At 61.7% G+C, this 26337-nt stretch carries 23 protein-coding genes; 11 read left to right on the forward strand and 12 right to left on the reverse strand.

The features are described from left to right. Positions 1-28: 28 nt before the first annotated feature. On the reverse strand, positions 29-964 hold the full coding sequence (locus ACJ8HH_RS01205; protein ID WP_033647255.1) for a diiron oxygenase: 936 nt from the start codon (positions 962-964) through the stop codon (positions 29-31). 13 nt (positions 965-977) lie between these two features. Continuing rightward, entirely contained in the window at positions 978-1262 is a 285-nt protein-coding gene (locus tag ACJ8HH_RS01210) for a 2Fe-2S iron-sulfur cluster-binding protein (protein ID WP_071883774.1), read from the reverse strand. A 354-nt stretch (positions 1263-1616) separates the two neighbouring features. Between ACJ8HH_RS01210 and dacB the strand changes: the two genes are divergently transcribed. Beyond that, positions 1617-3083 carry a D-alanyl-D-alanine carboxypeptidase/D-alanyl-D-alanine endopeptidase gene (gene dacB, locus ACJ8HH_RS01215; protein WP_060451901.1) on the forward strand — a complete coding sequence of 489 codons (1467 nt, stop codon included), beginning with the start codon at positions 1617-1619 and terminating at the stop codon, positions 3081-3083. 10 nt (positions 3084-3093) lie between these two features. On the opposite strand, the gene ybaK is transcribed toward dacB, so the two are convergent. The 3 genes from ybaK to copA form a co-directional block, all read right to left on the reverse strand. Next, positions 3094-3573 (reverse strand): Cys-tRNA(Pro)/Cys-tRNA(Cys) deacylase YbaK, encoded by a 480-nt coding sequence (gene ybaK, locus ACJ8HH_RS01220; RefSeq protein ID WP_004940240.1) that lies wholly within the window; start codon positions 3571-3573, stop codon positions 3094-3096. Between the two features lie 228 nt (positions 3574-3801). Beyond that, positions 3802-4608: a TraB/GumN family protein gene (locus tag ACJ8HH_RS01225; RefSeq protein WP_043146751.1), complete on the reverse strand. Its 807-nt coding sequence runs from the start codon at positions 4606-4608 to the stop codon at positions 3802-3804. A 133-nt stretch (positions 4609-4741) separates the two neighbouring features. After that, positions 4742-7453 (reverse strand): copper-exporting P-type ATPase CopA, encoded by a 2712-nt coding sequence (copA, locus tag ACJ8HH_RS01230; RefSeq protein ID WP_060426376.1) that lies wholly within the window; start codon positions 7451-7453, stop codon positions 4742-4744. A gap of 108 nt (positions 7454-7561) precedes the next feature. Between copA and cueR the strand changes: the two genes are divergently transcribed. After that, positions 7562-7963, forward strand: coding sequence for a Cu(I)-responsive transcriptional regulator (cueR, locus tag ACJ8HH_RS01235; protein ID WP_033637368.1), 402 nt, complete (start codon positions 7562-7564; stop codon positions 7961-7963). Here the strand turns inward: cueR and ACJ8HH_RS01240 are convergent. The 3 genes from ACJ8HH_RS01240 to allS form a co-directional block, all read right to left on the reverse strand. Beyond that, positions 7960-8421 carry an NfeD family protein gene (locus ACJ8HH_RS01240; protein ID WP_033637369.1) on the reverse strand — a complete coding sequence of 154 codons (462 nt, stop codon included), beginning with the start codon at positions 8419-8421 and terminating at the stop codon, positions 7960-7962. The two genes, cueR and ACJ8HH_RS01240, sit on opposite strands and share 4 nt — an antisense overlap. Before the next feature lie 2 nt (positions 8422-8423). Next, a complete protein-coding gene (locus ACJ8HH_RS01245; RefSeq protein ID WP_004940203.1) occupies positions 8424-9329 on the reverse strand; it encodes an SPFH domain-containing protein in 906 nt (301 codons plus the stop codon). Positions 9330-9401: 72 nt separating this feature from the next. Further along, the gene (gene allS / locus ACJ8HH_RS01250) at positions 9402-10316 is read right to left on the reverse strand and encodes an HTH-type transcriptional activator AllS (RefSeq protein WP_060438005.1); all 915 of its coding nucleotides are present in this window, start codon (positions 10314-10316) and stop codon (positions 9402-9404) included. Between the two features lie 353 nt (positions 10317-10669). On the opposite strand from allS, the gene ACJ8HH_RS01255 reads away from it, so the two are divergent. From ACJ8HH_RS01255 to ACJ8HH_RS01285, 7 genes are all read left to right on the forward strand, one after another. After that, positions 10670-11155, forward strand: coding sequence for an ureidoglycolate lyase (locus ACJ8HH_RS01255; RefSeq protein WP_033653231.1), 486 nt, complete (start codon positions 10670-10672; stop codon positions 11153-11155). A 70-nt stretch (positions 11156-11225) separates the two neighbouring features. After that, positions 11226-12041, forward strand: coding sequence for an HTH-type transcriptional repressor AllR (allR, locus tag ACJ8HH_RS01260; protein WP_015376892.1), 816 nt, complete (start codon positions 11226-11228; stop codon positions 12039-12041). 119 nt (positions 12042-12160) lie between these two features. After that, positions 12161-13942, forward strand: coding sequence for a glyoxylate carboligase (gene gcl / locus ACJ8HH_RS01265; protein ID WP_039566970.1), 1782 nt, complete (start codon positions 12161-12163; stop codon positions 13940-13942). A gap of 11 nt (positions 13943-13953) precedes the next feature. Beyond that, on the forward strand, positions 13954-14733 hold the full coding sequence (gene hyi / locus ACJ8HH_RS01270; RefSeq protein ID WP_039566969.1) for a hydroxypyruvate isomerase: 780 nt from the start codon (positions 13954-13956) through the stop codon (positions 14731-14733). Positions 14734-14743: 10 nt separating this feature from the next. After that, entirely contained in the window at positions 14744-15625 is an 882-nt protein-coding gene (glxR, locus tag ACJ8HH_RS01275; RefSeq protein WP_060451900.1) for a 2-hydroxy-3-oxopropionate reductase, read from the forward strand. Positions 15626-15879: 254 nt separating this feature from the next. Then, the gene (locus ACJ8HH_RS01280; RefSeq protein ID WP_223307168.1) at positions 15880-17133 is read left to right on the forward strand and encodes an MFS transporter; all 1254 of its coding nucleotides are present in this window, start codon (positions 15880-15882) and stop codon (positions 17131-17133) included. Positions 17134-17261: 128 nt separating this feature from the next. Further along, positions 17262-18404, forward strand: a complete 1143-nt coding sequence (locus ACJ8HH_RS01285) for a glycerate kinase (RefSeq protein WP_039566968.1) — start codon at positions 17262-17264, stop codon at positions 18402-18404. A 52-nt stretch (positions 18405-18456) separates the two neighbouring features. Here ACJ8HH_RS01285 and allE read toward each other — a convergent pair whose 3' ends face one another. From allE to allD, 4 genes are all read right to left on the reverse strand, one after another. Continuing rightward, positions 18457-19242, reverse strand: coding sequence for a (S)-ureidoglycine aminohydrolase (allE, locus tag ACJ8HH_RS01290; protein ID WP_033637377.1), 786 nt, complete (start codon positions 19240-19242; stop codon positions 18457-18459). A gap of 57 nt (positions 19243-19299) precedes the next feature. Continuing rightward, on the reverse strand, positions 19300-20559 hold the full coding sequence (locus ACJ8HH_RS01295; RefSeq protein WP_039566967.1) for an MFS transporter: 1260 nt from the start codon (positions 20557-20559) through the stop codon (positions 19300-19302). Beyond that, complete coding sequence (allC, locus tag ACJ8HH_RS01300) at positions 20556-21803, reverse strand: allantoate deiminase (RefSeq protein WP_033647238.1); 1248 nt, start codon at positions 21801-21803, stop codon at positions 20556-20558. The genes ACJ8HH_RS01295 and allC overlap by 4 nt, the downstream gene beginning before the upstream one ends. A 171-nt stretch (positions 21804-21974) precedes the next feature. Next, positions 21975-23024: an ureidoglycolate dehydrogenase gene (allD, locus tag ACJ8HH_RS01305; protein ID WP_015376901.1), complete on the reverse strand. Its 1050-nt coding sequence runs from the start codon at positions 23022-23024 to the stop codon at positions 21975-21977. Positions 23025-23382: 358 nt separating this feature from the next. On the opposite strand from allD, the gene ACJ8HH_RS01310 reads away from it, so the two are divergent. Both ACJ8HH_RS01310 and ACJ8HH_RS01315 read left to right on the forward strand, forming a co-directional pair. Then, on the forward strand, positions 23383-25050 hold the full coding sequence (locus ACJ8HH_RS01310; protein ID WP_060438007.1) for an acyl-CoA synthetase FdrA: 1668 nt from the start codon (positions 23383-23385) through the stop codon (positions 25048-25050). Positions 25051-25059: 9 nt separating this feature from the next. After that, positions 25060-26325 (forward strand): DUF1116 domain-containing protein, encoded by a 1266-nt coding sequence (locus tag ACJ8HH_RS01315; protein WP_015376903.1) that lies wholly within the window; start codon positions 25060-25062, stop codon positions 26323-26325. The last annotated feature ends 12 nt before the right edge of the window (positions 26326-26337 follow it).

The following is a 26337-nucleotide window of genomic DNA, read 5'->3' on the forward strand; positions in this document are numbered from 1 at the left end:
AAGGGTGCTGAATTTTTATGCCGGTTAATTAGATTTTTGCATGCAGCGCATCGGCGATAGGCAAATCGGCCAGAATGCCTGATTTATTCAGTGCCACCAGCATTTGTTCCGTGACGATATTATTGGTTTCCCACGGTTTAACATGCGTTGCTGGATAAGTATCTGCGATGATGTCGATAATTTCCGCTTCGGCCAGACCGAGTTGGCGCAACATGCAGGCGCTGAAATCTTTGGCGATAGCGTCGGTTGCGTAGCCTTCCAGGAAAGCCAAAATCGGTTGTTGCAACGCTTGCTTGGTCGCCGCGTCGCTGTGGCGCCAGATATGGCTTAGCACCTGCTGTGAGAAGCGGGCATGGCGGCCTTCATCCGCAACGTGATCTTTCATCACCAGATAGAAGGTCGGGAAAATATCTTCGTTGTTGATCACATCGATAAGATCGGTCGTCAGCGCCTGCTCCGACAGAGACACGCACACCAGTCGCAGCAGTTCGCGCAGCCGTTCGTCCCCCATTGCCAACGATTGCGCCAGGGCATAGGAAGCCTCGGTGTCTTTTGGCATCGGCAGCGGCGCAATGGACGTCATCTGCTCTACCTGATTGATCAGATCCAGCGCCACCAGGGCATGATAGGACTCATCCACGACCACGGTCAGCGCGTCTAAGCGCATTTCAAGCGGAAAGTCTACGCCGACCGCGTTTTTGTAGAGCTTGTAACTGGAATCATTGATGATATCCAACTCGATGTTGGCGATGCCATTCAGGTAGTGGTAGAGGGTTTGCACCTGAATATAGCGCAATGCTTGTTCACCGAGCGCGGCAACGCGCGGATGGAGGCACAGCGGCAGACGTTCCAAGGGGAAGAAAAGGGTTGATTGGCTGTCCTGTTCGTTGAGAAGGCGACGAGGACGGGAGCGGACAATCGCGGCGCGATCCCATTTTTTCAACGTGGTTTCAATGAGGCTCATCGGTTAATCCTTATTAATAGAGTTCTATTTCAATATCCGATTGTGAATAGGCACAGCAGGCTAGAATAATATTCTCTTCTAACTCCTCTTCGCATAAGGCACTCTGTTTTTCATGGCGTATATTTCCGCTGATTAGAAGTAATTTGCAACAGCCGCACCTCCCCTTTCGGCATAGGTTGGGGATGTCGATATTTAATCTTTCAAAGTTTTCAAGCAGCGACGTTTCAGGACAAAAGTCACCGATGCCCGCGCCATCAAAAATAACATGATGACCATCGGGCCCTGTTTTTGCAGACATGGCGTGTTATTCCCTATGGAAGTCAGTGAGTGAGATCACATTTTAAAATTCATATAAGTAAATTGTTATTAATAATAGGTTGTGGGTTTTAATGGGGAGTAACGATAGCTTTGGCTTTGTATATTGTCAACACGACACATTAAAAACATTAACATTATATTAAAGGTTGTTTCACATAATATAGTTCATATTCAAACTTTATTGCCTGGATTGTTTAGCAATTCTTATTATTGTTTGTTTTATAATATCAACAGGCAAAAATCTTTGTTCAGCGAATGGAAAACAGGACGTCGCCGCCTTCTAATGATAGCCTGAGCGGCAATTTGGTTTTGATAACGCAAGCAGGAAGATGACATGTTGAAAACCGCAGGCTGGCTGCTGCCCGCCATTCTGGCGCTGGCGGGGTGTTCGTCATCCGGCCAACGTCATGAGCAAACGCTTAGCCAGGCGCTGACGGCCCTCGGTCAGGACAAGGCGCTGATTGGGGCGTCGAGCGGCGTGATGGTGCGCGACGCCGAGAGCGGCACCGTGCTGTATCAGGCGCACGCGCAGCAGCGTTTGGCGCCGGCTTCCAACATGAAGATGTTCACGTCTCTGGCGGCGTTCGGCGTGCTGGGGGCGGATTACCGGTTTGAAACCCGGCTGCTGACCACCGGCGAGCAGCGCGGCGATACTTTGCGGGGGGATCTCTATCTGCAGGGCAGCGGCGATCCGACGCTGCATCCGGACGATCTCGACATCTTTGCCGCCACGCTGGCGCAGCGCGGCATCCGTCATATACAGGGGCGGTTGTTGCTGGACGCCAGCGCGTTCGATCAAACGCCATTCGGCGCCGGATGGAGCTGGGACGACGAACCCTTCGCCTTCGCCGCGCCGATCTCGGCGCTGAACTACGCCTTTACCCCCGGCGGCGATATCAACGTGGTGCGGGTGGACGTGCAGCCGGGCGCCCGCGCCGGTGCGCCAGGGCGGGTGAGTTTCTATCCCGCCAATGACGCGGTGACGCTGGTCAACCGCACCACCACCGGCGGCGACACCGCACTGACGTTCGATCGCCAGCCGGGCAGCAACCGAATCGTGGTCAGCGGCACCGTCGCCGCGCAGGCGGAGGCCAGCTCGCGATTGATTACCGTCGATCAACCGGCCCTCGTCGTCGGCGCTTTATTGCAACATGCTCTGCGCGCGCACGGCATCACCCTGCGCGGCAACGCTGAAGAGGGCGTGACACCGGCCGGCGCCCGGCTGCTGGCGCAAAAAACTTCGCCGCCGCTCTCCCGCCTGGTCGTCACTTTCCTGAAAGTGTCCAATAACGGCTACGGCGAGATATTGACCAAGGCGATGGGCCGCAAGACGCAGGGCAAAGGGGATTGGGCCGCCGGCCTTCAGGCGATAAACGGATTTGTGCAAAGCCAGGGCATCGCGGCTGACGCGTACCGTCAGGTGGACGGTTCAGGGCTGTCGCGCATGAACCAGATCACGCCGCAACAGCTGACGACGCTACTGCTGGCGGCCAGAAAACAGCCGTGGTTCGCCGACTGGTATCGGGCCTTGCCCGTCGCGGGCGAGCCGGGGTTGCTGGTGGGCGGCACGCTGCGTAACCGCATGGTGAAAAGCGCGGCTGCCGGCCGCGCCCACGCCAAGAGCGGTTCCATGACCGGGGTATCGTCGCTCAGCGGCTATGTCGACTCGGCGACCGGGCGGCCGCTGGCGTTCGCCATCATCAGCAACAACTACCTGGTGCCCGGCGCAGAGGTGAAAGCGCTGGAGGATCGCCTGGTCGAGACGCTGGCGGCCTGTGACGCCTCGGTGGTGTGCCGCTGAGAAGGCGGCGTCAGTCGCGCTTGGCGATGTCGGCGAAGCTGCCGGCCAGCAGGCGGCACAGATCGGCGGCGGCCAGTTCGATGTCCAGCCCGCGTTTGCCGCCGGAAACGTAGATGGTGGCGAACGCTTGCGCCGGGCTGTCGATCACTGTCGGCAGCCGTTTTTTCTGCCCCAGCGGGCTGATGCCGCCCACCAGATACCCGGTGACGCGCTGGGCCAGCTGCGGATCGGCCATCTCGGCCTTTTTGGCGCCGAGCGCGCGGGCGACCTTTTTCAGATCCAACTGGGTGGCGACCGGCGTGACCGCCACCGCCAGATGTTTGGCGTCGCCGTTCAGCGCCACCAGCAGCGTTTTGTAAACCCGATCGGCATCCAGCCCCAGCTTTCTCACCGCTTCGTCGCCGAAGTTGGTTTCGTCGCTGTCGTGGTGATACGGATGAAGGGTGAAGGCGACCTTTTGTTTCTCGAGCAGAACGACTGCGGGCGTCATAATGTATTGTCCAAAATGTCCCTAACGGGGAAGGGGTGATAACCAGCCTTAAAAATACAAAAATCCAACCCGCCCGGCAACCTGAGCGGCTGTTACATAAAGCGGGTTGCCAAGATATTCACCGGGTTGCTACCCTGTTTGTTGTAACCGTTAACACGGTTGCTATGCGTATAACTACAATACAAGAAATTCCTCTTTGACTGGCCAATAGCGATATTGGCCTCTTTTTTAGCCCTGTGGCTGCAGCATCGCCGGCAGGTTATCCTCGCCGTACAGGTGCAATGCGCCAACCGCCACCACATAGTCACCCGCCGGCAGCGCCTCCAACTGATGCCGCCAGTCGCGATTGCGCTGATGCATCAGCACATCGTACAGCCCGGCGCTGAAGGTGGCGGGCAGGGTGTCCAGCGTGCCGCGCGGTTTGGCGTCCAGCCACCAGCTCACCATGGTTTGCAGCAGCCGCGCGTTGGTGTGCCAGTGCTCCAGCGTATCGCGCAGCAGCGCGATGCCGCCTTCCGGCAGCTGTTCCAGCATCGCCAACTGCTGCTGTGCCCCTTCCAGCTCGATCACCGGTTTGTCATGCGCGCGGGCGGCCTGCAGCAGCTGATAGTCCACGCCGTACTCTGCCCGTAGCCCCAGACGCTGAGCCTGGCGCGCCTGCATCATCAGCGCCACCTGCCAGCCGGGCAGGGTGGCGAAGGCGTGCGGATCGGCGCCCAGCTCGTGGCAAAGCGTCAGCAGCCGTTGATATTCTTCGGCGGACAGGCGCTGTTCCAGCGCCGGCTGCTGTTCTGCGTGGTCAAAAGGGGAGGCGGCGCCGGTGATATCGGCCTCGACGATCAGCGCGTCGGCCTGCTGCAGCCGGGCGGCCAGCCGCGCCGGCAGCGGCGACATATCGACGGTGCCCATATGGATGCTGCCCACCAGATGCAGCCGACGATCGCCCGGCAGAGTGATGTCCAGCGCCGGATAAGCGTATCGTTTGGGCGAGATCAGGCCGAGAAAGGCGGCGAGGCGGCGTAACAGTTGACCCATACGGCGTGGCTCCTGAATAACGGGTGCGCGTTTCAGCATGAAAGGCGAGGGAAAATCGTCATTCATGCTAAACGCTATCCGCCGCGCAGGAAAGCCCGGAAAACGGCGGGGCGCCATGACGGCGCCCCTGAGATCACTTCCTGGGTTTAAAACGCAGCAGCCGGTTGGCGTTGCTGACCACGGTAATCGACGACAGCGCCATCGCCGCGCCCGCCACCACCGGGCTGAGCAGCGTGCCGGTCAGCGGGTAGAGCACGCCGGCGGCGATCGGGATGCCCAGCGTATTGTAGATAAAGGCGCCGAACAGGTTCTGCTTCATGTTGCGCAGCGTGGCCTTCGACAGTTCCACCGCATCCGCCACGCCGTGCAGGCTGTGGCGCATCAGGGTGATGGCGGCGGTCTCGATGGCGATGTCGCTGCCGCCGCCCATCGCGATGCCCACGTCGGCCTGCGCCAGCGCCGGGGCGTCGTTGATGCCGTCGCCGACCATCGCCACGCGTTGGCCCTGCGCCTGCAGCTGTTTGATCGCCGCCGCTTTGCCGTCCGGCAGCACCCCGGCAATCACCCGATCGATACCGGCCTCTTTGGCGATGGCGTTGGCGGTCACCGGGTTGTCGCCGGTCAGCATCACCAGCTGATACCCCTGCTGGTGCAGGCGCTGCAGCGCCGCGACGCTGTCTTCGCGCAGCGGATCGCGAATGGCGAACAGCGCGGCCGGTTTACCGTTAACGGCCAGCAGCACCGGTGTCACGCCGCGTTCGGCCTGGTCGCGCATCGGCGCTTCCAGTTCGGCGATCGCGACCTGATGCTGCTCCAGCAGCGCGGCGTTGCCCAGCAGCAACTGCACGCCGTCGATCTCCCCGCTGACGCCGGCGCCGCGCAGGGTGCGGAACTGCGCCACCTGCGGCAGCGTTTGCCCGGCGGCGCGTTCCATGATGGCGCGCGCCAGCGGGTGATTGGAGCCTTGCTCCAGCGCGGCGGCCCAGCCGATCGCCTGCCGTTCGCTGACCTGATTGAAGGTCAGGATCTCCACCACCTGCGGCTTTCCTTCGGTCAGGGTGCCGGTTTTGTCGAACACCAGGGTGTCCAACTGGCTGGCCTGCTGCAGGGCGTCGGCGTCGCGTACCAGCACGCCAAACTCCGCCGCGCGGCCCACGCCGGAGATGATCGACATCGGCGTCGCCAATCCCAATGCGCACGGGCAGGCGATGATCAGCACCGTGGTGGCGATCACCAACGTATAGACCAGCTGCGGCTGCGGGCCGAAGAAGTACCATATCGCCGCGCTGAACAGGGCGATCGCCACCACCGCCGGCACGAACACCGCCGAGACGCGGTCGGCCAGTTGGCCGATCGCCGGTTTACTGCTCTGCGCCTGGCGCACCAGTTTGATGATGCGCGCCAGCGTGGTTTGGCTGCCGATGGCGGCGGCGCGGAACAGCACGCTGCCGTCGTCGACCACCGTCCCGGCATGCACCGTATCGCCGGGGCCTTTCTGCTGCGGCACCGCTTCGCCGGTCAGCATCGCTTCATCGAGCCAGACTTCACCCTGCACGATTTCACCGTCGACCGGCACGCGATCGCCGGTGGTCAGCCGCAGCGTCATGCCGAGCTGCACCTCCGCCAGCGGGATATCGCGCTCGCCGTCGTCGGTTACCAGCCGTGCGGTAGGCGGCGTCAGATCCAGCAACCGCTCCAGCGCCTGCGAAGAACGCTGGCGAGCGCGCTGCTCCAGCGCATGGCCGAGGTTGATCAAACCGATGATCATCGCGCTGGCCTCGTAATAGAGGTGGCGCGCCTCCATCGGGAAGAAATCGGGCCAGATGTTGACGGCGATCGAATAGAGCCAGGCGGCGCCGGTGCCGAGCGCCACCAGGGTATCCATGGTGGCGCTGCCGTTCATCAGCGCGCGCCAGGCGTTGCGGTAGAAGTGCCCGCCGGCGAACACCATCACCGCCAGGGTGATGACGCCGACCAGCAGCCAGGGGCGCTGGGTTTCCGGCGTCAGCGTCATGCTGCCGCCGAACAGCCCCCAGGCCATCAGCGGGATACCCAACGCCAGACCCAGCGCCGCCTGCCAACTAAAGCGCTTCATGTTGGCGCGTGCGGTCTGCTGTTGGCGCTCGCGGCGTTCGGTCTCGTCCTGAATCATTTCGGCGCCGTAGCCGGCTTTTTCCACCGCCGCCACCAGCGCCTGCGCATCGGCGGCGCCGGTCACCAGCGCGCTGCGCTCCGCCAGGTTGACGCGCGCGTGCTCAACGCCGGGAACGCTTTGCAGCGCCTGCTGCACTTTATTGACGCAGCTGGCGCAGGTCATGCCGCTGAGCAGCAGCTGTACGCTGTCGTCCGCGCCGTCGGTTGCCGGAAGGGGAGATTGCGCCGCTGGCTGAACGTCCGGCAACGAAGGTGTTGCGTCAGTCAACGGCTCAGTTTTTGGGGCGGCGGCGCCCGCTACGCCGGCGTGATAACCGGCATCTTCCACCGCGGCGATCAGCGCCTGCGGATCGGCATCGCCGTACACTTTCGCGCTGTCGATAGCGACGTCGGCGGCGAACACGCCCGGCACCGCTTCCAGCGCTTTGCGGGTGGTGCCGACGCAGTGCATGCAGCTCAGGCCGCTCAGCTGCAGTTCGGTATCGGCGCGCGGCGCGACTTCGGCCTGATAACCGGCGGCGATCACGCTGTCGATCAGCGCGCTGTCCGGTGCGTCGCCGGTCACTTTGGCGTAATGCACGTTAACGTCCGCCTGTTCGACATCGCTGCGGCTTTCCAGGGCTTTTTTCACCCGCTGCGCGCAGTTCATGCAGGACAGCCCCTGCAATGCCAGCATAGTGGTGTGTGACATGATTGAACTCCTTGCTTAAACGGCGGTGTTTAAAGGTTGACCGCCGAACCTGTTTTCACTAAGAATGAAGCTTAAACCTTCCAGCAAGGGTAAGGTCAAGGAGGGAAAATGAATATTAGCGACGTCGCGAAAAAAACCGGGTTAACCAGCAAAACGATTCGTTTTTACGAAGAGAAAGCGCTGATTACCGCCCCGATCCGCAGCGATAACGGTTACCGCCATTATTCCGCCAGGCACGTTGAAGAGCTGACGCTGCTGCGCCAGGCGCGGCAGGTGGGCTTCAACCTGGACGAGTGCCGCGAGCTGGTGGCGTTGTTCAACGATCCGGCCCGCCACAGCGCCGACGTGAAGGCGCGCACGCTGCAGAAGGTGGCGGAGATCGACAGGCACATCAGCGAACTGGGCGAAATGCGCCAGCGCCTGGTGACGCTGGCCGACCAATGCCCGGGCGACGAGGGGGCAGAGTGCCCCATCATCAACAACCTGGCGGGATGCTGTCGTTCTAATTAACGGCCGATGGCGCGGATCACCAGCGTGACCCCTTCCACCGCCACCACTTCCACTTCGGTGCCGGCGGGCAGATCTTCCGCCGCCTGCGCGCGCCAGCTGCTGTCGCCGATATTGATGCGCCCCATGCCGTTGTGCATCGGCTCCGTCAGCGTAGCGCGAGTGCCGATCAGCTGGCGGTTGCGCTGGTTGAGCACCGGCGAACCGCCGGATGCGGCCGCCGGGCGCCGGCGCAGCCAGTACCACCACAGATAGGCGACGACGACGGTCAGGACGGCGAAGATCATGCCCTGCCACGCCCAGGAAAGCGGCGGCAGCAGCCAGATCAGCACGCCGACCAACAGCGCCGCCACGCCGCTCCACAGCAGGTAACCGCCGGCGCCGAGCATTTCCGCCGCCAGCAACACGCCCCCGAGGGAGAGCCAAAACCACAGCGGATTCGCCGCGATCAGTTCGAGCATGATTATTTGCCTTTGCTTTCTTTCAGCAGTTCGGTAATGCCGCCGATAGAGCCGAGCAGGCTGCTGGCGTCCAGCGGCATCATCACCACCTTGCTGTTGTTGGAGGAACCGATCTTCTGCAGCGCGTCGGTGTATTTCTGCGCCACGAAGTAGTTCACCGCCTGAATGTTGCCGCTGGCGATGGCGTCGGACACCAGCTGGGTGGCGCGCGCCTCGGCCTCGGCGGCGCGTTCACGCGCTTCCGCCTGCAGGAATGCCGACTGGCGTTCGCCCTCGGCCTTCAGGATCTGCGACTGTTTCTCCCCCTCGGCGCGCAGAATGGCCGCCTGACGCACCCCTTCCGCCTCCAGGATGTCGGCGCGCTTGGTCCGTTCGGCCTTCATCTGGGCGTTCATCGAGGCGATCAGTTCCGCCGGCGGCCGCACGTCACGGATCTCGATACGGGTGATTTTCACCCCCCACGGATTGGTCGCTTCATCGACGATGTGCAGCAGGCGGCTGTTGATGCTGTCGCGCTGCGACAGCATTTCGTCCAGCTCCATCGAGCCGAGCACGGTGCGGAAGTTGGTCATGGTCAGGTTGACGATCGCCTGTTCGAGGTTGCTGACCTCGTAGGCGGCGCGGGCCGGATCGACCACCTGGATAAAGCACACCGCGTCGATGGCGACGTTGGCGTTATCGCGGGAAATCACCTCCTGCGAGGGAATGTCCAGCACCTGTTCCATCATGTTGATTTTACGGCCGATGCGGTCCATGAACGGCACCACCAGGTTCAGGCCCGGCATCAGCGTTTTGGTGTAGCGGCCGAAGCGTTCTACCGTCCATTGGAACCCCTGCGGCACAATTTTGACGCCGGCGAACACCACAATCAGCGCGACGACGATCACGATGGGGATAAAAGTAAGCATGCAAACCTCCTGTCAGACATATGTAAACAGATATTACGTCAGCGCCGGAAAAATGCCTACCGATACCGAGACTTAATCCAGAGCGCCGATCAAACCCGCGATCAGCGGATCCCGCGTCTGGAACAGGTTGATAAGGGTGCGCACCGCTTCGCCGCCGCGAGCATCGGACCAGGCCAGCGACAGGGGAGAAGACTGGCGCGGGTATTTGAGCTGTTTGGCCACCAACTCGCCGCTCTCCAGATAAGTTTGGCACAGCCGGCGCGGAAGGAAACCGATCCCGAGACCGCGCAGATGGCACTCCAGCTTGGTGCGCAGATCCGGCACCTTGATTTCCTGCTGGCCCGACAGCAGCCAGGCGGTGCGCTTGGCCAAATGGCGTGCGGTATCTTCGACGTTGATCGCGGCGTAAGGGCGCAGCTGCGTTTCGTTCAGCGGATCGGCGGCGGCGGCCAGCGGGTGCGTCGCCGCGATGGCGAACACCCACTCTATTTTGCCCAGCGGCAGCACCTTGATGCTGTTTTCCAGCGATTCATTGCCCGCCGCGCCGATCGCCAGATGGCAATCCTCATTCAGCAACGCGTCCCACACGCCCATGTACACCTGGCGGGAAATGTGGAATTGGGTGAACGGGTATTTGTCGTGCAGGTGAGTTAACAGCCCGGCTACGGCGGCGGCGTCGTACAGCAGGTTGTTGATCACGATATTCACCTGATGCTCTACGCCGTCGTTGATTTGCCGCAGCTCGCCCGGCATGGCGTCCAGCCAGGTGTGCCACTGGCGGCAGCGTTCCAGCAAATACTCTCCGGCCGGCGTCAGGTTGACGGTGCGGGTGGTGCGGATAAATAGCTGCGTGCCGATGCTCTCTTCCAGCGTTTTGATGCGGTAGCTGATGGTGGCGGTGGTTTTGTGCAGCAGCTCCGCCGCGCGGGAGAAACTTTGGCACTCGGCAACCTTGATAAACGAACGAATGGTTTCGTGATCCAGCATGAGGGGTCCTTGGCTGACACCGCCTTTTCGGTTATCGGTGAGAAGAATCTACTGATGTTGCGGCGCGATAGGCAGCGGCAAAGCGCAACCCCACGATCCCGGTCACAGAATCACCCGATAGCGATGAATATGCGCCGCCCCATTTTGCCCGATGATGAATCAGGCGGTTTTTTAATTCATTGATTTAAGGCAACTAATATTGCTCTTCGATCATAAAGCGTGCTGGCGATCTTGTTGTGGAAAAATTTTCCAAAAAAATGCTGTCAAATTCACCACGCGCTGTCTAGAGTGAAGGCGTTGGGTGAAATATCGCCGTTCAATCGTCGTCTGGGTCATGCGCTTGGGAGAATCACATGGATTTAGTCATCGAAGAATTAACGCCGGCGGCCTTTGCGCCTTATGGCGATGTATTGCAGATAGAGGGCTCGCGTTTCTTTCATATCAATGACGGGAAAACCGAGCGTTATCACGATCTCGCCAGGATAGAGGTGTCCGACGGCAACCGGGTGCTGGCCAGCATCAACCGGGCGGAACCCTGCGATCTGCCGATGACCTTTTCCCTGTTGGAAAAGCATCCGCTCTCGTCGCAGGCCTTTGTGCCGATGAACGGCGAACGCTTCGTGGTGATCGTCGCCGAACCGGGCGAAACCATCCCCGTCGGCACGCTGCGCGCCTTTATCACCAACGGCAAACAGGGGATCAACTATCATCGCAATGTCTGGCACCACCCGCTGTTCGCCTATGCGAAGGTCACCGACTTTTTCACCATCGACCGCGCGGGCGCCGACAACTGCGTGGTCAGCCGCTTGCCGGAGCCGTATCGCATAGTTTTGGCATAGCGCTGGCCGCACGCCGCGCTGGGCGTTTATCATAGCGTCACCCATGCCGTCACTGACAAAGGAAGCTTGAATGACCGAATTACGCAGGAAAGGACGACCCGCCACTGAAGCCGGCGCCACCAAAGGAGCGCAGGCGTTGGATCGCGGGCTGGAGATCCTCCAGTACCTGGCCAACGCCGGGGGGAGTTCGTCGGTTTCCGTGCTGTCCGAAAAGCTGGAACTGCCGCTTTCCACCACCTTCAGATTGTTGAAAGTGCTGGAGAAATCGGAATTCGTCTTTCAGGATCCACAGCTGGGCTGGTGGCATATCGGCATTCAGTCGTTCACCGTCGGTTCCGCTTACATGAACGATCGCGACGTGGTATCGGTGGCCGGGCCGTTCATGCGCCGGCTGATGTTGCTGTCCGGCGAGACCGCCAACCTGGCGATCCGCAACAATTTCGACGCGGTGCTGATTCGCCAATGCGAGTGCCAGGCGATGGTGCGCATGTGCGCGCCGCTGGGCAGCCGCTTGCCGCTGCACGCCTCGGGCGCCGGCAAGGCGCTGCTGTACCCGCTGGCGGAAGAGGAGATGCTGGATCTGATCGTGCGTTCGGGGCTGCAATCCTATACGCCGAAGACGCTGACCAGCGTGAACCTGCTGCGCAAGGATCTGCATCAGTCGCTGGAACAGGGCTACACCATCGACGATGAAGAGCACGCGCTCGGCCTGAACTGCCTGGCTTCGGCGATTTTCGATCGCAACAACAACGTGATCGCCGCCATCTCCATCTCCGGGCCCAGTTCGCGGGTCGGCAAGGAGCGGTTCAAGGAGCTGGGCGAACTGGTGGGTGAAGTGGCCAGAGACATCAGCGCCGCGCTGGGCGAATCGCGCAGCAAGGCGTAAACGTCGCGCGCCGGGCTGAACCGGCGCGGAGCAAGACTCCCCGTTTGATGAGCAAACGGGTTTTTTTGAGCGTAATTTTAAGTTGGAAAAATTTTCCAATAAATTGAGGAGAGCATCACATGGCAATTATGCGAGCGGTAGACGCGGCAATGCACGTGCTGGAAAAAGAAGGGATCACCACCGCGTTCGGCGTGCCCGGCGCGGCGATCAACCCGTTCTACGATGCGATGCGGCGGCACGGCGGCATCAAACACTACCTGGCGCGGCACGTGGAAGGGGCCTCGCACATGGCGGAAGGCTACACCCGCGCCGCCGCCGGCAATATCGGCGTGTGCATCGGCACCTCCGGCCCGGCGGGCACCGACATGATCACCGGCCTTTACTCCGCCTCCGCCGATTCGATTCCGATCCTGTGCATCACCGGCCAGGCGCCGCGTGCGCGTTTGCACAAAGAAGATTTTCAGGCGGTAGACATCGAATCGATCGCCAAGCCGGTGACCAAGATGGCGGTCACCGTGCAGGAACCGGCGCTGGTGCCGCGCGTGCTGCAGCAGGCGTTCCACCTGATGCGCTCCGGCCGGCCGGGCCCGGTGCTGATCGACCTGCCTTTCGACGTGCAGATGGCGGAGATCGAGTTCGATCCGGACACCTACTCTTCGCTGCCCGCCTATAAGCCGGCGGCCACCCAGGCGCAGATCGACAAAGCGCTGGATCTGCTGTGCGCGGCGAAAAAACCGCTGATCATCGCCGGCGGCGGCATTCACAACGCCGACGCGGCGGATCTGCTGCAGCAGCTGGCGGAGATCTGCAACGTGCCGGTGATCCCGACGCTGATGGGCTGGGGCGCCATTCCGGACGATCACCCGCTGATGGCGGGCATGGCGGGCCTGCAAACCTCGCATCGCTACGGCAACGCCAACCTGCTGGATTCGGATCTGGTGTTCGGCATCGGCAACCGCTGGGCCAACCGCCACACCGGCTCGGTGGACAAGTACACCGCCGGGCGCAAGGTGGTGCACATCGATATCGAGCCGACGCAGATTGGCCGGGTGATCTGCCCGGATCTGGGCATCGTTTCCGACGCGCGCATCGCGCTGCAAATGCTGGTGGACACGGCAAAGCGCCGCTTCGAGCGCGGCGAGTTGCCGAATCGCGACGCCTGGTGCGCCGCCTGTCTGCAGCGCAAGCAAACGCTGCTGCGCAAGACCCACTTCGACAACGTGCCGGTCAAGCCGCAGCGGGTGTATCAAGAGATGAACCGCGCCTTCGGCCGCGACGCCTGCTACGTCACCACCATCGGGCTGTCGCAGATCGCCGCTGCGCAAATGCTGCACGTTTTCGAGCCGCGTCACTGGATCAACGCCGGCCAGGCCGGCCCGCTGGGCTGGACGTTGCCTGCGGCGCTGGGCGTGTGCGCCGCCGATCCGCAGCGCAAGGTGATCGCGCTGTCGGGCGACTATGATTTCCAATTTATGATTGAAGAGCTGGCGGTCGGCGCGCAGTTCAAGCTGCCCTATATCCACGTGCTGGTGAACAACGCCTACCTGGGGCTGATCCGCCAGGCGCAGCGCGGTTTCGATATGGATTACTGCGTGCAGCTGTCGTTTGAAAACATCAACAATGCGGAGATTGGCGAGTATGGCGTCGATCACGTCAAGGTGGCGGAAGGGCTGGGCTGCAAGGCGCTGAGGGTGTTCAAACCGGAAGAGATCGCGCCGGCGTTCCGTCAGGCCCAGGAACTGATGCAGCAGCACCGGGTGCCGGTGGTGGTGGAAATCATCCTGGAGCGCGTCACCAATATTTCCATGGGCACCGAGCTGGATAACGTCAACGAGTTCGAACCGGTGGCGGCAACGCCGGAAGACGCGCCGACCTCGGTCAACTTCTTTGATTACCGTTAAGGAGCCTTACCATGCCGAAATTTTCAGCCAACCTGTCCATGCTGTTCACCGAAGTCGATTTCATGCAGCGCTTCCGCCGGGCGAAGGAGCAGGGCTTCAGCGCGGTGGAATACATGTTTCCCTATGACTACCCGATCGCCGCGCTGCGCAGCGAACTGGAGGCGCATCGCCTGAGCCAGGTGCTGTTCAACCTGCCGGCCGGCGACTGGGCGGCGGGCGAACGGGGCATCGCCTGCTTGCCGGGGCGCGAAGCGGAGTTCCGCGACGGCGTCGGGCGCGCGATCGAGTATGCGCAGGCGCTGGGCTGCGATCGCATCAACTGCCTGATCGGCAATCCGGATCCCGCCGTCAGCCGCCACACCACCGACGAACGGGTGAAGGAGAACCTGAGCTACGCCGCCGACACCCTGGCGCGGCAGAATATCCGCCTGCTGATCGAACCGATCAACCGCTACGACATGCCGCAGTTCTACCTGCAAACCTCCCGGCAGGCGATCGAACTGATCGAAGCGATCGGCAGCCCCAACCTGTATCTGCAGTACGACCTTTACCACATGCAGCGCATGGAGGGAGAGCTGACGCAGACCCTTGAGCGCCTGCTGGCGAAGATCGACCACGTTCAGGTCGCCGACAACCCGGGGCGGCACGAGCCGGGCACCGGCGAAATCAACTGCGAGTTTATCTTCGCGCAGCTGGATCGCATGGGTTACCGCGGCTGGATCGGCTGTGAATACAAACCGCTCACCACCACGGAAAGCGGCCTGTCATGGATTAAAAAATACCTGTCTTGAGGAGATGAAAATGAAAGTGGGATTTATCGGTCTGGGCATCATGGGCGCGCCGATGGCGGAAAAGCTGCTGGCGGGTGGGCACACGCTTTACGCCCACACCCGGCATCAGGTGCCGGCGGCGCTGTTGCAGCAAGGGGCCATCGCCTGCGGCGATCCGCAGCAGGTGGCGGATGAGGCGGACGTGATCTTTATCATGGTGCCGGATACGCCTCAGGTGGAGGAGGTACTGTTCGGTGAACGCGGCTGCGCCGCCGGCAAGCTGAACGGCAAAGTGGTGGTGGACATGAGCTCCATTTCACCGCTGGAGACCAAGCGGTTCGCGCAGCGCATCAACCAGCTGGGCGCCCAGTACCTGGACGCGCCGGTTTCCGGCGGCGAAGTGGGCGCCAAACAGGGCACGCTGACCATCATGGTGGGCGGCGAGGAAGCGACCTTCGAACGGGTGCAGCCGCTGCTGGCGCTGATGGGCAAGAACATCACGCTGATCGGCGGCAACGGCGACGGGCAAACCTGCAAGGTCGCCAACCAGATCATCGTGGCGCTGACCATCGAAGCGGTCTCCGAGGCGCTGGTGTTCGCCTCGCGCGCCGGCGCCGATCCGGCCCGGGTGCGCGAAGCCCTGATGGGCGGTTTCGCCTCGTCGCGCATTCTGGAGGTGCACGGCGAGCGGATGATCAAGCGGGCGTTCGCGCCAGGGTTCCGCATCTCGCTGCACCAGAAGGATCTTAATCTGGCGCTGCAGGGCGCGAAGGCGCTGGCGCTCAGCCTGCCGAATACCGCCACTTGCCAGGAGTTGTTCAACGTCTGCGCCGCCAATGGCGACGGCGAACTGGATCACTCCGCGCTGGTGCGGGCGCTGGAGATCATGGGCAACCACCGGGTGGCCGTCTAAGAGCACCCCCGGCATTTGATTTGCCGGCTTATCGTTAGAATCAGAGATGTTCGACATTAATAACGCCCTCTTTATGATAAATAAAGAGGGTCCCCGCCAATCCAATAAAAAATGATTCAGCACAATAAAAAGTAAAAAGCAGGATGCCAACCGAGGAGACACTGAATATGGCAACCGATAATGCTGTTATTGATAAAGATATTCTTACCGCCCCTGACAAAAACCGTTTATATCGAAAAATCGCCTGGCGCATTATGCCCATTTTATTAGTGAGCTATATCGTCGGTTATCTCGATCGGGTTGGCATTTCGTTTTCGAAATTTCAAATGATGCCCGATATTCTGAACGGCAATGTCTCGATGGCCGAAGCCGTTTACGGGCTGGGCGCCGGGGTGTTTTTCATCGGCTATATCATCGCCGGGGTACCCAGTAATATTCTGCTGAGCCGCTACGGCGCCAGAAAGATCATCGCGCTGCTGATGGTGGTGTGGGGGGCGATTTCGATGCTGAGCATCTTTATCACCAACCCCTGGCAATTTTACCTGGCGCGTTTCCTGCTGGGGCTGGCGGAGGCCGGCTTCTACCCCGGCGTGATCCTCTATCTGACGCTGTGGTTCCCGTCCAGCCAGCGCGCCAAGATGACGGCGCTGTTCGTGTGCGGTATCCCGGTCAGCAACATCATCGGCGGCCCGCTGTGCGGGTGGATCATCGAGCACATGAACGGCCTGATGAATCTCTCCGGTTGGCAGTGGCTGTTCTTTATCAGCGGCCCGCGCGCGCTGCTGATCGCCATCGTCATCTTCTGTTTCCTGGATAATACCTATCAGAGCGCCAAGTGGCTCAGCCCGCAGGAGAAGGCGCTGATCAAAGAGGATATGGCGCAGAGCGCGCCGCGCCAGGGCGCTGCCGGCGGGCAGGAGTGGACGATGAAAAGCATGCTGAGATCGTCCGCGTTCACCAAAATGTGGCTGATTTGCTTCTGCACCGTGATGGGCCAGGGCGGGCTGGCGTTTTGGGTGCCGACCATCATTCGCGACACCGGCGTGACCTCGGTGATGGATATCGGGTTGCTGACCATGCTGCCGTATATGCTGGCGGTGGTGGCGATGCTGGTGGCCGCGCGCAGTTCGGACAAGCATCGCGAGCGGCGTTGGCACATCATCGTGCCGTTCTGCATCGCCGCGGTGTCGCTGATCTTTATCGGCCTGTTCCCGGACAACAAGCACGTGGTGATGGCGGCGCTGTGCGTGGCGGTGGCGTCGAGCCTGGTGCCGTCGCCGCTGTTCTGGAGCCTGCCGAACGCCATTTTTACCGGCACCTGCGCCGCGGCGGGCATTGCGCTCATCAATTCCATCGCCAATATCGGCGGTTTTATTTCACCTTATATCATCGGCTATTTCAAACAGCTGACCCACAGCAATTTGGCGGCGATGTGCGTCTTGTCGACAATGATGATACTGGGGGCGATATTAACCTACAGCGTGCCGGCGAAATGGGTCAATAAATAACGCTTCCCTTCATCTTCATTAAATAGTCGGCAACAGTTTTATTTTATTTCGCCATGCATTTCTCATCTGATTATTTCAGCGGGGGAAGGCATGGCCATTTTTATTTCGTCTCGAATAAAGGAGGCATCATGAAAATTGTTATTGCACCGGATTCATTTAAAGAAAGCGTCAGCGCGGAACGGGCGGCGCGGGCGATCGCGCGCGGCTTCCACGAGGTTTATCCCGATGCCGAGTGCGTCTGCCTGCCGATCGCCGACGGCGGCGAAGGCACGGTGGACGCGCTGGTGGCCGCCACCGGCGGGCGCAAAGTGAGCGTGGCCGCAACGGGGCCGCTGGGGGAACGGGTGGCGGCGTTTTACGGCGTCAGCGGCGACGGCAAGACGGCGGTGATCGAAATGGCGGCGGCCAGTGGATTGATGCTGACGCCGGCGGCGCGCCGTAACCCGCTGTTGGCGACCAGCTACGGCACCGGCGAACTGATCCTGCATGCGTTGGATCAGGGCATTCGCCACCTGATCCTCGGCATCGGCGGCAGCGCCACGGTGGATGGCGGCGTCGGCATGGTGCAGGCGCTGGGCGGGCGCTTCTACCGCCCGGACGGCAAGGCGCTGCCGTGGGGCGGCGGCGAGCTGGCGACGCTGAGCGGAATCGATCTCAGTACGCTGGATGCGCGCCTGCGGCAGTGCCGGATCGAGGTCGCCTGCGACGTAGACAATCCGCTGGTGGGGCCGCGCGGCGCAGCGGCGGTGTTCGGGCCGCAGAAGGGCGCGACGGCGGCGATGGTGGCGCAGTTGGAACAGGGCCTGACGCAGTATGCCGAGGTGATCCGCCAGAGTACCGGGCGCGACGTGCGGCACGTCGCCGGCGGCGGGGCGGCGGGCGGCATGGGGATCGCCTGCCAGGTGTTTCTCGGTGCAGCGCTGAAGCCGGGCATCGAGATCGTGATGGCGGCGCTGGGCCTGGAGCAGGCGCTGGCGGAGGCCGATCTGCTGATCACCGGCGAAGGGCGCATCGACAGCCAAACGCTGGGCGGCAAGGCGCTGTCCGGCGTCGCCCGTCTGGCGCGGGCGCGCGGTTTGCCGGTCATCGCGCTGGCCGGCGTGGTGGAGGAAGGGGCGGAGGCGCTGCACGCGCAGGGAATAGACGCGATGTTCAGCATTCTGCCGCGCCTGAGTGCGCTGGAGATCGCACTGTCGCAAGGGGAACTCAACCTGCAGCGCAGCGCCGCCAACGTCGCCCGCGCGATGCGCATCGGCCGGCGATTGGGATAAAAAGAAGGCCACGCTGCGCGAGCAGGTGGCCTTGGTTTTGGCGGCGAAGCGCTTACGGCTCGACGTCGCGGTTGCAGTCCTTGGAGTAGATGTAGCTGAAGGTTTCCTGGCCCACCGCATAGCCCGCCTGCTGCACATAGGCGCCCATGAAGATGTAGTCGCCTTGCTTCACCGGCATCCATTCATTGTCCAGGTTGTACACGCCGGCGCCGCTGAGAATGTAGGCGCCATGCTCTTGCACGTGGGTCTCGATGTAGCCGTGGCTGGCGCCGGGGGCGAAGGAGAGGATGTGCATATTCATGTCGAAGCCCAGATCTTTCGGCAGCAGATCCTGCAGGATCACCTCGCTCATGCCTTCGTAGTGGATCTTTTCCAGGTTGGCGACGTTGTTGCTGACCACGTGCGCCTCGTAACCCTTGATGCGCTGGTAGCGGCGCTTGTAGAGGAACAGGCGGCTGGATTGGCCGCCGTTGGCGTTTTCCAGCCGCAGGGTGACGCCCGCCGGGCAGTAAAGATAGCCGCCGGCGGTCAGCGGGTAGTCGGTGGCGTCGGCGGAAGCGGTGATGGCGCCGTCGATGACGTACACGAAGGTTTCGATCTCTTCGCCGCCAAAGCCTTTGGTGTTGCGGCCGCAGTCGTGCAGCGTTACCAGATAATCGACGAAGGTGGCGCCCAGTTTCGGCGTCGACAAGATGGTGACGTCGCAGTTTTCAAAACCGGGAATGACGTTGCGCACCAGGCCGTTCGGCGGGATCAGCGCATAGTTGCCGCGTTTGATGATGGCGCGCGTTGACAGAATGTCGGTTGGATATCCGGTTTGATTGTTGAAGTAACCCACGTTAATTCTCCTGATCGTTGAAAGGGCGCCGCGGCTGCGCCCGGTAAAAAAGCGCCGTCAGGCCTCGGTGGCCGTTCGGGTTGGCGTAGTGCGTTTCATCAAGACGTTGACGGTGAAGAAAATGGCGGTGCCCACCAGCAGGATGGCGGCGGAGATGTAAAACCCCATCACCTTGGAGCCGGTGCTGTCGGAGATCACGCCGGTCAGGAAGGGGGCGATCACCGACGAGGACATGCCGAAGAAGTTGAACACGCCGAAGCTGGTGCCATAGCCTTTCTTCGGCGCGTTGTCGGCGACGAAGGAGATCATGATCGGATCGACCGCCAGCTTGCCCAGCAACCCGTACAGGATCAGGCTGATCAGCAGCATGGTGGAGTCCGGCGAAATGACGGTGCAAACCAGCATCACCGCCGCGCACAGCTCGAGGAAAATGATCAGCTGCACCTTCTTGTTGCGGAAACGGTCGGACATGCGGCTGAAGAACAGCGCGCCCGGCACCGAGGCGAACGCCACCAGGGCGGAGGAGAAGCCGATGGCCACCCCTTCAAAGCCGCGCTCTTGCTGCAGGAACGAGGGCAGCCAGGTGACTATCATGTAGTAGCCGTAGCAGGTGGCGAAGTACATCGCGTAGGCGGAGATCATGCGCAGGCTGAACAGGCCGCTGGGCTGGCCGTCCTCCTCGGGCTCGGCAGCCGTCGGCGCAACGGTCTGGCTGACGGCCGCCGCGGCGTGAGGCTGCGAGCCTTTGATGACCACGGCGAACACCAGCGTCATCACCACCAGCAGGCCGGTGATGATGAACAGCATGATCTGCCAGTTCATGTTGAAGCTTTTCACCAGCAGGCTGGAGGCGATCAGGCCGATGGCCATGCCGAGCGCCGAGCCGCTGTTGATCACCGCGGTTGCCAGGCCACGGCGTTCCAGCGGGATATTCTCCGACGACAGGGAGTAGGCCGAGCCGTAGTAAGAGCCGCAGCCCATGCCCGCCAGCAGGCTGCCGGCATAGACCATGGTCAGGCTGGTGGCGTTGCCGATCAGCAGCGTGGCGATGATGAACAGGCAGAAGCCCGGGATCAGCACCACCTTCTTGCCGAATTTGTCCACCAGGATGCCCGCCGGGATCTGCATCCCGGTGTAGGCGAAGAAGTAGAAGCTGGCGATCAGCCCCATTTCCGCATTGGAGTGCGCGCCGATGGTTTGTTGGATCTCGGGGAAGATCGGCGTCAGGACGGTGCGATAGATCCAGATCACCGCCCAGCCCAGACAGAGCACGACGACGATCTTTTTCCAGTAGCGCGGGTCGATGTCTTTGCTCATGCCTCGGCCCCCTGTTCGGTGTAGGCCAGCTGATACAGCGTCTGCGCCAGGATTTTCACCCCTTCGTTCAAATCGGCGACGGCGGTTTTTTCCGCCGGGTTATGGCTGATGCCGGCGATGCTCGGCACGAACATCATCACCGTCGGCACGCGCGGGGCGAAGATTTGCGAGTCGTGTCCGGCGCCGCTGTGCATCATGCGGTAATTCAGCCGCTGCGTTTCGCACAGGCGGCTGACGCAGGCCACCAACTGTTCGTTCATCGGGATCGGCGCTTCGTCCATCCACAGATCGATCTCGGCCTCGATGCCCATCTCGGCGCAGATGCGCTGGATATCCTGCTCGATCTCCTGCGTGAAGCGCAGCAGCGCGGCCTGATCGGTGTGGCGGCAGTCGAGGGTGAAGTGGGTGAAGCCCGGCACCACGTTGACGGTGTTCGGCTTCGGCTCCACCTTGCCGAAGGTCAGCACCAGCGGGTCGCCCTCGGCGCGCGCCTTGGCGATCGATTCGCAGCAGATGCGGCTGAAGGCGTGCACGGTATCCCGGCGGTAGCTCATCGGGGTGGTGCCGGCGTGGTTGGCTTCGCCCTGCAGCCGCACGTCATAACGCCGTTGGCCGACGATGCTGGTCACCACGCCGATGGTTTTGCCTTCGGTTTCCAGCACCTTGCCCTGTTCGATATGGATCTCGACGAAGGCCGCGATGTCGCTGCGCAGCGGCTGATGCGGCGGAGGGAAATCGAAACCGGCGTCGCGCATGGCGTTGACGAAGCCGACGCCCTTGGCGTCCGTAATGTGCTGCACGTCTTCCCGCCGGGCCAGGCCGACGATGTTCTTGCTGCCCCAGAACACATAAGGGAAGCGGCTGCCTTCTTCTTCCGCCAGCGCGATGACTTCCAGGCTGCGCAGCGGCGGACCGTAGGTGTCTTTGAGGTGTTTGATCGCCATGAAGGCGGCTTCGATACCGAACTGGCCGTCGAGGTTGCCGCCGTTGACCACCGTGTCGATGTGCGAACCGGAGAGAATCACCTGGTCGGGGTATTTGCTGCCCTCCAGCCGGCCGAACAGGTTGCCGACCGCATCAAAATGGGTGCGCAGTCCGGCGGCCTCGAAGGTGGTTTTCAGCGCGTGCTGCGCTTCGATCCATTCCGGGGTATAAAGCAGACGCGTCATGCCGCCGCTGGGATCGGCGCCGATTTTCGATAACCAGCCGGAAATATCACGGATTTCTTGTTGGAAGTCTTTCATGTTTACCTGCCCGCATGTTGTGTCTCAGCGGCGATGCGGCCAGGGCGGAGGCTATTCGCCGCCGGCCGACCTATTGCGCTGAGCGCGCTGATGAAGGTTTTCTTTTTTCTCCCCGGCTCAGAAATATCAACCGCGAGCCGCGGCGTAAAAAGCCCACGATAATAGAGTGCGTTAACTGGCGAAGGGATCTTTATGGTCGTAAGAACGCTGGTAAATAGCATTTGAAATTAAGTATTGATAAATATCGTCGACGATTTCGATACCGTTTTTCTCGCTTTCCATTTCACGCGCATGGCTGTTCTGCCCTGGATAAAGCACTTTGCTGACGCCCGGCGCCGGCTTAACGGCATTCAACTCTTTCATGACCTGGCTGATATTTTTACGGAACGCCGATTCGTTGGTGAAATAACCCGGATTCAGGACGATATGCAATTGGCCCAATTCCCGGCCGGCGCTGAGATCGTGATACATCGAGCTGACGTGTTTGCCGAACGGCAGGCCGAGCAAAATGCCCGACAGCACGTCGACCATCATCATCAGGCCGTAGCCTTTCGGCCCGGCGATCGGCAGCAGCCCGCTGACGGCGAACGGATCGGTGGTGTGCTTGCCCTCGGCGTCCACCGCCCAGGTGTCGGGGATGGCGGCGTTGCGCGAGCGGGCGTCCAGCACTTTGCCCCAGGCCTGCACGGTGGTGGCCATATCGAAGGTGATCAGCTCGTCGCCTTCGCCCGGCGCGGAGAAGGCGATGGGGTTGGTGCCGTAGTAGACCTCGGCGCCGCCGTACGGCACCACCATCGGATCGGACTGGCACAGCGAAATGCCGACCATGCCGGCGCGCGCCGCCTGCTGCACGAAGTAGGACAGCGCTCCACTGTGGCCGATGCGGCGCACGCCCACCACCGCCACGCCGTTCTCTTTCGCCATTTCAATGGCGCGATCCATGCTCAGCTTGGCCGCCACGTGCCCGGCGCCGTTGTCGCCGTCGAAAATGGCGCTGCAGGGGCCGGTTTTCTCAAAGGTGAAATGCGGGTGATTGTTGGTGCCGCCTTTGCTGATGCGTTCGGAATAGTATTCGACCCTGACCGCACCGTGAGAATGAATGCCGCGCGCATCGGCATGAACCAGCACGTCGGCGACGATGCCGGCGTGTTCCTGGCTCAGGCCGGCGGCGTGAATTTTTTGCTGGATAAGCTGATGTAATTGTTGTTTAGAGACCTTCATATACAGTCCTTTTATCACTACGGTTTATTTAATTCGCCTCTGCGTTGTAATGTATAAATACCGGGGGGGAATAATGTGATCCAGATGCGTTTTATCCGATTGGATTAAAAATTCGTTGAATTAAATCACCATTGTTAGAAGTTTTTTTATAAATGATTTTTCCCTTCTGGATTAACTAATATTCAGGCGATTAAGTTATTTTTTCTAACAATGGATAAAGTGTGACCGTACTCACCTCGGGGCACGATTTTAATTTGTAGCTTGATAATTAACCTTTTCGCTGAATTCAATGCGTCGCCGCGCCGCCGGTGCGGGAAATATTGCCGACATTATTAAATGCTGTCTTAAGGATATCACCATGATCCATGCTTTTATTAAAAAGGGGAGCTTTCAGGATTCCGTCAGCCTGATGTTGATCTCCCGCAAACTCAGTGAATCTCCCAAGGTCGAGGAAATATCCGTCATGATGGGGACACCGGCCAATAAATCCTTATTGGAGGTGACCGGTTTCTGGCACCCGCAGTTTAGCGAAGCGACGCCGAACGATATTTGCGTGGCGATCAAGGCGGAGTCCGCCGACGAGACGATCGCCGAGGAGATCGGCGCGGCGCTGGAGACGGCGCTCAAGGCGATTGCGCAGGGCAGCCAGGGCGGCAAAAAACTGCTGCGGGCGCGCAGCTGGCGCACCGCCAGGCAGAAGCTGCCCGCCGCCAATCTGGCGCTGATCTCGATCGCCGGCGAATATGCGGCGGAGCTGGCGGATAGCGCGCTGGAAGACGGCTGCAACGTGATGATGTTCTCCGACAACGTCAGCCCGGCGCAGGAAGTGGCGCTGAAAACCAAGGCGCGCGAACGCGGGTTGATCGTGATGGGGCCGGACTGCGGCACCGCCTGCATCGCCGGCGCGCCGCTGGCGTTCGCCAACGTGGCGCCCGCCGGATCTATCGGCGTGGTGGGCGCCTCCGGCACCGGCATTCAGGAACTGATTTCGCAAATTGCCCTGGCGGGCCAGGGCATCTCGCACGCCATTGGCCTCGGCGGGCGGGATTTGACGGCGGAGATCGGCGGCATCAGCGCCATCAGCGCGCTGCGCATGCTGGCGGCGGATCCGCAGAGTCTTGTGCTGGCGTTCGTGTCCAAACCGCCGGCGCCCGAGGTGCGCCAGCGGGTGATTGACGAGATGAAAGCGCTCGGCAAGCCGGTGGTGGCGCTGTTCCTCGGCGCGCAGTCCGCCGTGCGTCAGGAGGGCAACATCACGTTCGCCGCCACGCTGGATGAAGCGGCGCGGCTGGCGGCGATGCTGGGCTGCGTGCAGCAACAGGCGGCGCAACAGCCCGCGGTGCCCGGCGGCAAAATCGCCGGGCTATACGCCGGCGGCACGCTGGCGGCCGAATGCGCGATGTTGCTGGCGGAAAAACTGTCCCTGCCGGTGGATAGCGAGCACCCGCGCGGCGCCATGCTGGTGGCCGACGGCCATCGCATCATCGACATGGGCGATGACTTTTATACCCAGGGGCGCCCGCACCCAATGATTGACCCGACCGCCCGCAATCAAGAGATCGCCCGCCTGGTGCAGCAGCCGCAGACCGGCGTGTTGCTGCTGGACGTGGTGATCGGCTTCGGCGCTCAGGACGATCCGGCGGCGTCGCTGGCGGCCGAGGTGGCCAATGTGCGTGCGGCGCGCGGCGCGGCCCACCCGCTGGCGGCGATCGCCACCGTCACCGGCACCGAACAGGATCCACAGCAGCGCTCGCGGCAAATCGCCACCCTGCAGGAAGCCGGCATCGCAGTGATGCCGTCGCTGCCGGCGGCGGTCGCGCTGGCGCACCAGCTGATTACCCCCGTCTTACCTGCACCTGAACGCGAACGGCCGGCCTTGCTGGACGGCGTCGCGGTGATCAACGCCGGGCTGCGCAGCTTCGCCGATGACCTGCAAACCAGCGATATCCCGGTGGTGCATTACCAGTGGGCGCCGGTGGCCGGTGGCGATCAACGATTAGCCAACATCTTGAAAAAATTAAAGTAAGGAACCGCTATGTACGCAACGATTGAGCAAGCAAACGCCGCCGTTATCGCCCGTATCCGCGAGGCGCGCCCGCACTGGCAGGATGTGGATCTGGCGCACCGCTTGATCCCGCAGCTGGCCGAAGGGCGCAAGCTGCTGCACGCCGGCCCGCCGGTCACCTGGCAAGAGATGAGCGGCCCGGTGCGCGGCGCCTGCATCGGCGCCTGCCTGTTCGAAGGCTGGGCGCAGGATGAGCAGCAGGCGCTGGCGCTGCTGGAGCAGGGGGAGATCGAGTTCATCCCGTGCCACAGCGTGAGCGCGGTGGGGCCGATGGGTGGCATCACCTCGGCCCACATGCCGATGGTAGTGGTCAGGAACACCGTTCACGGCAATTACGCCTACTGCAACATGAACGAAGGCATCGGCAAGGTGATGCGCTTCGGCGCCTACGGCGAAGACGTGCAGCAGCGCCTGCGCTGGATGCGCGACTCGCTGGCCCCGGTGCTGAAAGCGGTGTTGGCGACGCTGGAGGAGGGGATCGATCTGACCGCGCTGATGGCGCAGGCGATCAGCATGGGGGACGAATTCCACCAGCGCAATATCGCGGCCTCGGCGCTGCTGATGCGCAGGCTGGCGCCGGAGATCAGCCTGCTGCCGCGCGATAAGGCGGAGCTGGCACAGGTGATGCAGTTCCTCAGCATCACCGATCAGTTCTTCCTCAATCTGGCGATGGCCTACTGCAAGGCGGCGATGGACGCCGGGGCGGAAATTGAGCAGGGCACCATCGTCACGGTAATGACCCGCAACGGCAAGAACTTCGGCATCAAGATCAGCGGGATGGGCGATCGTTGGTTCACCGCCCCCGTCAATACGCCGGAAGGGCTGTTCTTCTCCGGCTTCAGCCAGGCGGACGCCAACCCGGACATCGGCGACAGCGCGATCACCGAAACTTTCGGCATTGGCGGCGCGGCGATGGTGGCGGCCCCAGGCGTGACGCGCTTCGTCGGGGCTTCCGGCGGCATGAGCGCCGCCACCGACATCTCCGAGGAAATGGCGGAAATCTACCTCGAGCGCAACATGATGCTGCAGATCCCGACCTGGGACTTCCAGGGCGCCTGCCTGGGGCTGGATGCCCGGCGGGTGGTGGAAACCGGCATCACGCCGCTGATCAACACCGGCATCGCCCACCGCGAAGCCGGGGTCGGGCAAATTGGCGCCGGCACGGTGCGCGCGCCGCTCGGCTGCTTCGAGAAAGCGATCGAAGCGCTGGCCGATAAGCTCGGCATCACGGCGTAAGCCAACGGAGGG

It is taken from the genome of Serratia sp. CY32780, from assembly GCF_052169135.1.
Taxonomy (GTDB): Bacteria; Pseudomonadota; Gammaproteobacteria; order Enterobacterales; family Enterobacteriaceae; genus Serratia; species Serratia sarumanii.

What these genes read in the sequence shown, in the direction of transcription:
- ACJ8HH_RS01205 (WP_033647255.1), bottom strand. Translation starts at nt 964, where the DNA reads ATGAGCCTCATTGAAACCACGTTGAAAAAATGGGATCGCGCCGCGATT.
- ACJ8HH_RS01210 (WP_071883774.1), bottom strand. Translation starts at nt 1,262, where the DNA reads ATGTCTGCAAAAACAGGGCCCGATGGTCATCATGTTATTTTTGATGGC.
- dacB (WP_060451901.1), top strand. Translation starts at nt 1,617, where the DNA reads ATGTTGAAAACCGCAGGCTGGCTGCTGCCCGCCATTCTGGCGCTGGCG.
- ybaK (WP_004940240.1), bottom strand. Translation starts at nt 3,573, where the DNA reads ATGACGCCCGCAGTCGTTCTGCTCGAGAAACAAAAGGTCGCCTTCACC.
- ACJ8HH_RS01225 (WP_043146751.1), bottom strand. Translation starts at nt 4,608, where the DNA reads ATGGGTCAACTGTTACGCCGCCTCGCCGCCTTTCTCGGCCTGATCTCG.
- copA (WP_060426376.1), bottom strand. Translation starts at nt 7,453, where the DNA reads ATGTCACACACCACTATGCTGGCATTGCAGGGGCTGTCCTGCATGAAC.
- cueR (WP_033637368.1), top strand. Translation starts at nt 7,562, where the DNA reads ATGAATATTAGCGACGTCGCGAAAAAAACCGGGTTAACCAGCAAAACG.
- ACJ8HH_RS01240 (WP_033637369.1), bottom strand. Translation starts at nt 8,421, where the DNA reads ATGCTCGAACTGATCGCGGCGAATCCGCTGTGGTTTTGGCTCTCCCTC.
- ACJ8HH_RS01245 (WP_004940203.1), bottom strand. Translation starts at nt 9,329, where the DNA reads ATGCTTACTTTTATCCCCATCGTGATCGTCGTCGCGCTGATTGTGGTG.
- allS (WP_060438005.1), bottom strand. Translation starts at nt 10,316, where the DNA reads ATGCTGGATCACGAAACCATTCGTTCGTTTATCAAGGTTGCCGAGTGC.
- ACJ8HH_RS01255 (WP_033653231.1), top strand. Translation starts at nt 10,670, where the DNA reads ATGGATTTAGTCATCGAAGAATTAACGCCGGCGGCCTTTGCGCCTTAT.
- allR (WP_015376892.1), top strand. Translation starts at nt 11,226, where the DNA reads ATGACCGAATTACGCAGGAAAGGACGACCCGCCACTGAAGCCGGCGCC.
- gcl (WP_039566970.1), top strand. Translation starts at nt 12,161, where the DNA reads ATGGCAATTATGCGAGCGGTAGACGCGGCAATGCACGTGCTGGAAAAA.
- hyi (WP_039566969.1), top strand. Translation starts at nt 13,954, where the DNA reads ATGCCGAAATTTTCAGCCAACCTGTCCATGCTGTTCACCGAAGTCGAT.
- glxR (WP_060451900.1), top strand. Translation starts at nt 14,744, where the DNA reads ATGAAAGTGGGATTTATCGGTCTGGGCATCATGGGCGCGCCGATGGCG.
- ACJ8HH_RS01280 (WP_223307168.1), top strand. Translation starts at nt 15,880, where the DNA reads ATGCCCATTTTATTAGTGAGCTATATCGTCGGTTATCTCGATCGGGTT.
- ACJ8HH_RS01285 (WP_039566968.1), top strand. Translation starts at nt 17,262, where the DNA reads ATGAAAATTGTTATTGCACCGGATTCATTTAAAGAAAGCGTCAGCGCG.
- ACJ8HH_RS01295 (WP_039566967.1), bottom strand. Translation starts at nt 20,559, where the DNA reads ATGAGCAAAGACATCGACCCGCGCTACTGGAAAAAGATCGTCGTCGTG.
- allC (WP_033647238.1), bottom strand. Translation starts at nt 21,803, where the DNA reads ATGAAAGACTTCCAACAAGAAATCCGTGATATTTCCGGCTGGTTATCG.
- allD (WP_015376901.1), bottom strand. Translation starts at nt 23,024, where the DNA reads ATGAAGGTCTCTAAACAACAATTACATCAGCTTATCCAGCAAAAAATT.
- ACJ8HH_RS01310 (WP_060438007.1), top strand. Translation starts at nt 23,383, where the DNA reads ATGATCCATGCTTTTATTAAAAAGGGGAGCTTTCAGGATTCCGTCAGC.
- ACJ8HH_RS01315 (WP_015376903.1), top strand. Translation starts at nt 25,060, where the DNA reads ATGTACGCAACGATTGAGCAAGCAAACGCCGCCGTTATCGCCCGTATC.